Source organism: Pontibacter rugosus, from assembly GCF_042678745.1.
GTDB lineage: Bacteria > Bacteroidota > Bacteroidia > Cytophagales > Hymenobacteraceae > Pontibacter > Pontibacter rugosus.
In genome coordinates, this window is record NZ_JBHTLD010000274.1 from 1 (window position 1) to 5,342 (window position 5,342).

Genomic DNA, 5,342 nt, shown 5'->3' on the forward strand with positions numbered 1-5,342 from the left:
CTATTAATATAGCTTACCAGAGTTTCTTAACTACATCTGCTTTACAAATATTGCCTGATGCCAGTATATTTGCCTGCTGTAGGTGATAGAGGAGAGCTAGTGGTGCTTAAAGCTTTTTAACGACGGCGTCTCAGCGGCTTCAGCAGATCTTCCAGCCCATTGATCTTTATCTCATAAATGGTAGCCAGTTGCATACCCAGTTTCCCTGCCGGAAAACCTTTGCTGCTAAACCATTCCAGGTAAGAGACAGGCAGGTCGCAGAGTAGCGTATCCTTATACTTTCCGAAAGGCATTTTCTGGCTCACCAGCTCCAGTAGAATAGCAGGATTAGGTTGTGCGTCGGGTGTTTGCATAGGCAGCAAGGTAACTAATATCGAACATTGGGCAAAGAAAAATGTTATAGACCCTTGTGCTGCCACTGTTTGCGGAAAAGTATAAACTATGCCACGCACAGACAGTATAAAGCAGCTACTGCAGCAAAAGGTAGGGCAATTGGCATCAAAAGCCTTTAATTTATGTTGTAACTTTGAAGTTGAATTGATTAACTATGACACGTAAACAATACTTTGTAATTATATTAATCCTGGGGGCGCTTGCCACCATCAGTCCTTTCTCTATTGATATGTACCTGCCTGGTTTTCCAGCCATTGCGCAGGATCTGAATGCTACTATTGCACAGGTGCAATTATCACTTACAGCTTACCTGGTGGGTATCTCGCTGGGGCAGCTGCTGTATGGTCCGCTACTGGATAGGTTTGGGCGTAAAAATCCGCTTTACGTTGGCCTGGTGCTTTACATCGTGGCATCGCTGGCGTGTGCTTACACAGAGTCAGTAGACTCTCTTATTCTGATGCGCTTTATACAGGCTATAGGTGGCTGTGTGGGCATGGTGGCCGCACAGGCTCTGGTGCGGGATATTTTTCCGGTTAACAAAACGGCACAGGCCTTTTCGTTGCTGACACTGGTTATTGCTGTTTCGCCAATGGTGGCGCCAACAGTTGGTGGCTATGTAACGGCAGCGTTTGGCTGGCACTCGGTGTTTATTATACTTGCCGTCATCACGGCCTTTATTATGCTGGGGGTATACTTTGCGCTGCCGGAAGGTCGACAGGCAGATCCCTCTATCTCGCTTAAACCGAAGCCGGTGCTGAAGAACTTCCTGTCAGTGCTGAAGCAGGAGCAGTTTTTACTATATGCCTTAGCTGGGGGTATTGCCACTGCTGCGCCCTTTGCCTATATCGCGGGCTCTGCCGACGTATTTATGAATAATTACCACGTAAGCGAGCAAACCTATGGCTGGATTTTCGCTTTTCTGGCCTTTGCCATGATTGGCTCAACTCAGTTGAACCACATCATCCTGAACAAGTTTAAAAGTGAGCAAGTCATCAACTTTACTTTGTTTTACCAGGTGCTGGTAGGGATTGTGCTGGTGGTGGGCACGTACTATAACTGGTTTGGGATGTATACTCTGATTGCGCTCCTGTTCATTTTCCTAACAGGCCAGGGCTTGCTGAACCCGAACGCCACGGCACTTTCACTGGCTCCGTTTACTAAGAACACAGGTAGTGCTGCTGCCTTGCTGGGTAGTTTCAGAATGGCAATGGGCGGCTTAATGTCGGCTGCAGTGAGTTTGCTGCACACCGGTACTACCTTGCCCATGGTAAGCGTTATGGCAGGCTGTTCTATAGTAGGCTTCATAATTCTTATACTAGGGAAACGCACTATCCGCCACAAAGCCAGGAGAAGAGATATAGAAGATGATACCTCTGTGCTGGTGCAGGTTAGGAGGGACTAAGGAAGCTATAAGTATAAACGAGTAAAGCCAGGGCAAAGAACCCTGGCTTTACTTTTTTATACTTGATACTTTAAAATGAAAGTGTGTAAACAGGAAAGACTTAACTACTTATGCCTTTGTCATCTCAATATGATCTATCCCATCCTCGTCATAAACCTCACCTGACTGCACAAAGCCAAAAGATTCATAAAAGCCCTTTGCGTAAAGCTGAGCACCTATTTTTATACTTTCTTTGCCAAACAGGCGGTAGCACTCTTCTATCGAATAATCAACCAGTATTTTGCCAACTCCCGTACCACGAACTGCCACACTTGTTACAATACGGCCAATCGACATGGCATCGGGATAGGAGATACCTTTGGGTACCAGGCGTGAGGTAGCAACAAGTGTATCGCCCTTGTACATGAGCAGGTGCTGGCATTTCTGGTCTTTATCATCCATGTCCAGAAAAACACAGGTCTGCTCTACCACAAATACCTCGCTGCGCAGGCGCAGCATATCATACATCTCAAAAGGAGTAAGCTCGGCAAAGGCCTTGCTGATTTTTGTGAACGCCATATATTTTGTATTAAGCCATAAAGCTACAACATCTCTGATTCTTTTTGTAGACCAACACCCAAGTATGGGAGTGACATGAGTATGCTTTTGAATGGAAAAGGCCCTGCTATACCATGTATAGCAGGGCCTTTTATACTTGTAAAATCTTTCAATTTTATTGAGACCATTCTGTTGGTTCGCGGTCCCAGCGGTGGCTTTTTAGCTCCTCCAGCAGTTGTTGTGGCAAGCCTTTTCCATCGCTTGTGCTGGTATTGGCTTTTACGTGGTTTTCTTTACGCATGCCTGGTATGGTGGTGCTGATCTGCTTGTTGCTAAGTATGAAACGCAGCGCCATTTCGGGTAACGTCATGCCTGCTGGTACCAGCGGCTTCAGCTTTTCAGCATGTTCTACGCTGCTGTTCAGGTTCTCTGGCACAAAGTAGGTGCTGCGCCAGTCGTCTTCAGGGAAGGTGGTATCTTTGGTGATGTTTCCTGTCAGCGTGCCTTCGTCAAAAGGAACACGGGCAATAATGCCGATGTCCAGCTTTTCGCAGAGCGGGAACAGTTCATCTTCCGGAGCCTGATCAAAAATGTTATAGATAACCTGCACAGCACTGATATGGCCTGTACGTAAAGTATGAAGCACGTTGTTTGGCTCCCAACGGTTCACGCTAATGCCCATGTGTTGTATTTTGCCGTCAGCTTTGAGTTTTTCTACGGCTCGCTGCCATTCTTCCTGTTCTGCCCAACTATCTTCCCACACATGGAATTGCTGCAGGTCTATGGTTTCAACGCCCATATTCTTCAGGCTTTTCTCGGTATACTCAATTATGTGGCTCGCCGGAAAGACATCCTCCAGCTTAAAATGAGACTTAGAAGGCCAGGTAAAGTTTTTAGGCGGTATCTTAGTAGCAGTATAAAGTCGCTTGCCTGACTGGCGCTTGAGTAGTTTGCCGAGCAGCACTTCGCTGTGGCCCTCGCCGTAGCCCCAGGCCGTATCAAAAAAGTTGCAGCCGTTTTCTACTGCCACGTCAAGCGAGCGCTCTGACTGTTTATCGTCTGACTCTGTCCAACCGGCCATGCCCCACATGCCATAGCCCACTTCGCTTATATTCCAGCCTGTGCGGCCAAATCTTCTGTATTGCATAGTTTGTGATTTTGTTTGTTTAGTTAATGTACGAGTATCAGCAATAACAGAGTTGCTGCTGGTGCTAAAGTAAGGGTTTACTGACTGATACAGTGGCCTCCACAGCATTGCTGCCTATAGCTGCTAGTGGTGCAGCCAATAGTTAGTGGTAGTAGAGAACATCTTCTGTAAAAAGGAACAGCCATGGGGCAGCAAGCATATTTCTCTGTTATTATATGTTACGAAATTACCTCTGCAATATCTTTTGCCTCTGTTTTCCGGCCCTGGCTGTGCGAATATGCTTTTGTTACCTCGGCACCTAAAAGTAAGATTACGGAAGAGTAAAACACCCATAGGAGCAGGACGACCAGTGAACCAGCAGCTGCATAAATACCTGCTATTTTTATACTTCCCAACATGTAGTTAATAATCTGTTTGCCAATCAGGAAGAGAATGGATGTAATCAATCCCCCGGCCAAAGCATCTTTCCACGAGACCTTGGCATCTGGTAATACTTTAAGAATAGCTGTAAAGAAAACGAACACAATCAGCAGGTAGAAAACTGTCTGTATCGTTCGTATAGCTGGGGAGAAGTACTGCTCAAACACATCACGTAACTGATCGCTAAACATGGCAACTGTTGTGTCCAGCATCAGGCTTAATGTAAAAAGCAAACCCAGACCAATCACCATCGCCAAGGTTCTCAGCCTGTGCCGCAAGAGCCGGAGCATACTTACATCTGATCTCGGCTTTACTTTCCAGACCGAGTTCAAGCCTTTCTGTATAATGTAAAACATGATAGAGGAGCTTTGCAGCACAACCACAATTCCTATGGTAATTCCCCAGAACCCTGCCGGAACCTCCAGTGCGTTCTCAATAACGATACTTACCTGTTCAGCCGCTTCGGAGCTAACCAGGTAGTCTACTTCTTTTACAATTTCGGTCCTTACTTTTTCTTCATCGAAAAAAGCAGAGCCTATAAGTGTGAGTATAATGGATATAGCAGGTAGCGAAAAAATTGTAAAGAAGGCAATTGCAGCACTGTAAACAATGGGGTCTCCATGCTTAAAGTCTTTTCTTACATTGTTAAGTATTATCCACGCCTTTTTAAAAAACCTTTTAATGATACTCATTTTAAAGTATAAGGTGGCCAGTAGTATTCAGTAGGCTAACGTGGTTAAGCTTGCTTGGTTTGTAATAGAAAGCAAAGGTGAGGCAGTAAATGTTGTTTTAATTAGAACCGGAGAAGCAGCTGTTGGCCATGATATCTGTCGTTTACTAATAATCATGGCCAACAGCTGCTTTTCCGGTTGTTTTTTAGGCGTTTATACTTGCGCCGATTTGTTTCAGTATACCTAGCTCGTTAGAACTTCCCCAGCGCTCTACTATCTTTCCGTTTTCAAAGCGGGCTATCTGAACACCGCGTACACTGATGCGTTTATCAGTAGCCGGAACCCCCATAAAATCACCTTTATGTGTGCCAGTGGCAGTATAAGCAATCGAAACATTGTCTTCATCAGCAACCATGTGGTCAACCTCAATTTTAAGATCAGGAAAGGCTGTCCTGAATGTTCTGAAGAAATCCATAAAACCTTCTGGTCCCGGCCCCTGGTCTGGAGCAGGGTCATGGTCTTCTACATTCGGAGACATTAGTTCTTTGAACTTTTCTAGGTTGCCGCTATTTACTGCTTCTCCAAACTCCTGTTGGGTTTTAATATTGTTTTCTTTACTCATTGTTATTTCTCTAAGATGTAAGGTTGTTACGCTTGCATGTTTAAGAAGTTATTTATCGAAAGCAGGCTCTGTAAAATACAACAGTGCCTTTGGTAATACTGTTTTTCAAAATAATTGGATTAATTGCCTGCTATTTAGATGAAATAAACT

General features: G+C 45.0%; 6 protein-coding genes. 1 reads left to right on the top strand and 5 read right to left on the bottom strand.

The window, feature by feature from the left end; all coding sequences use genetic code 11:
• Positions 1-116 precede the first annotated feature (116 nt).
• Positions 117-353, bottom strand: a complete 237-nt coding sequence (locus tag ACFQ2O_RS19620; RefSeq protein ID WP_377532028.1) for a DUF3820 family protein — start codon at positions 351-353, stop codon at positions 117-119.
• A gap of 194 nt (positions 354-547) precedes the next feature.
• On the opposite strand from ACFQ2O_RS19620, the gene ACFQ2O_RS19625 reads away from it, so the two are divergent.
• The gene (locus ACFQ2O_RS19625; RefSeq protein ID WP_377532030.1) at positions 548-1,795 is read left to right on the top strand and encodes a multidrug effflux MFS transporter; all 1,248 of its coding nucleotides are present in this window, start codon (positions 548-550) and stop codon (positions 1,793-1,795) included.
• A 108-nt stretch (positions 1,796-1,903) separates the two neighbouring features.
• Here the strand turns inward: ACFQ2O_RS19625 and ACFQ2O_RS19630 are convergent, their stop codons facing one another.
• From ACFQ2O_RS19630 to ACFQ2O_RS19645, 4 genes are all read right to left on the bottom strand, one after another.
• Positions 1,904-2,353 carry a GNAT family N-acetyltransferase gene (locus ACFQ2O_RS19630; protein ID WP_377532033.1) on the bottom strand — a complete coding sequence of 150 codons (450 nt, stop codon included), beginning with the start codon at positions 2,351-2,353 and terminating at the stop codon, positions 1,904-1,906.
• A gap of 154 nt (positions 2,354-2,507) precedes the next feature.
• Positions 2,508-3,479 carry an aldo/keto reductase gene (locus tag ACFQ2O_RS19635; protein WP_377532036.1) on the bottom strand — a complete coding sequence of 324 codons (972 nt, stop codon included), beginning with the start codon at positions 3,477-3,479 and terminating at the stop codon, positions 2,508-2,510.
• Positions 3,480-3,697: 218 nt separating this feature from the next.
• Complete coding sequence (locus ACFQ2O_RS19640) at positions 3,698-4,591, bottom strand: YihY/virulence factor BrkB family protein (protein ID WP_377532039.1); 894 nt, start codon at positions 4,589-4,591, stop codon at positions 3,698-3,700.
• A 184-nt stretch (positions 4,592-4,775) separates the two neighbouring features.
• Complete coding sequence (locus ACFQ2O_RS19645; RefSeq protein WP_377532041.1) at positions 4,776-5,192, bottom strand: ester cyclase; 417 nt, start codon at positions 5,190-5,192, stop codon at positions 4,776-4,778.
• Between the last annotated feature and the right edge of the window lie 150 nt (positions 5,193-5,342).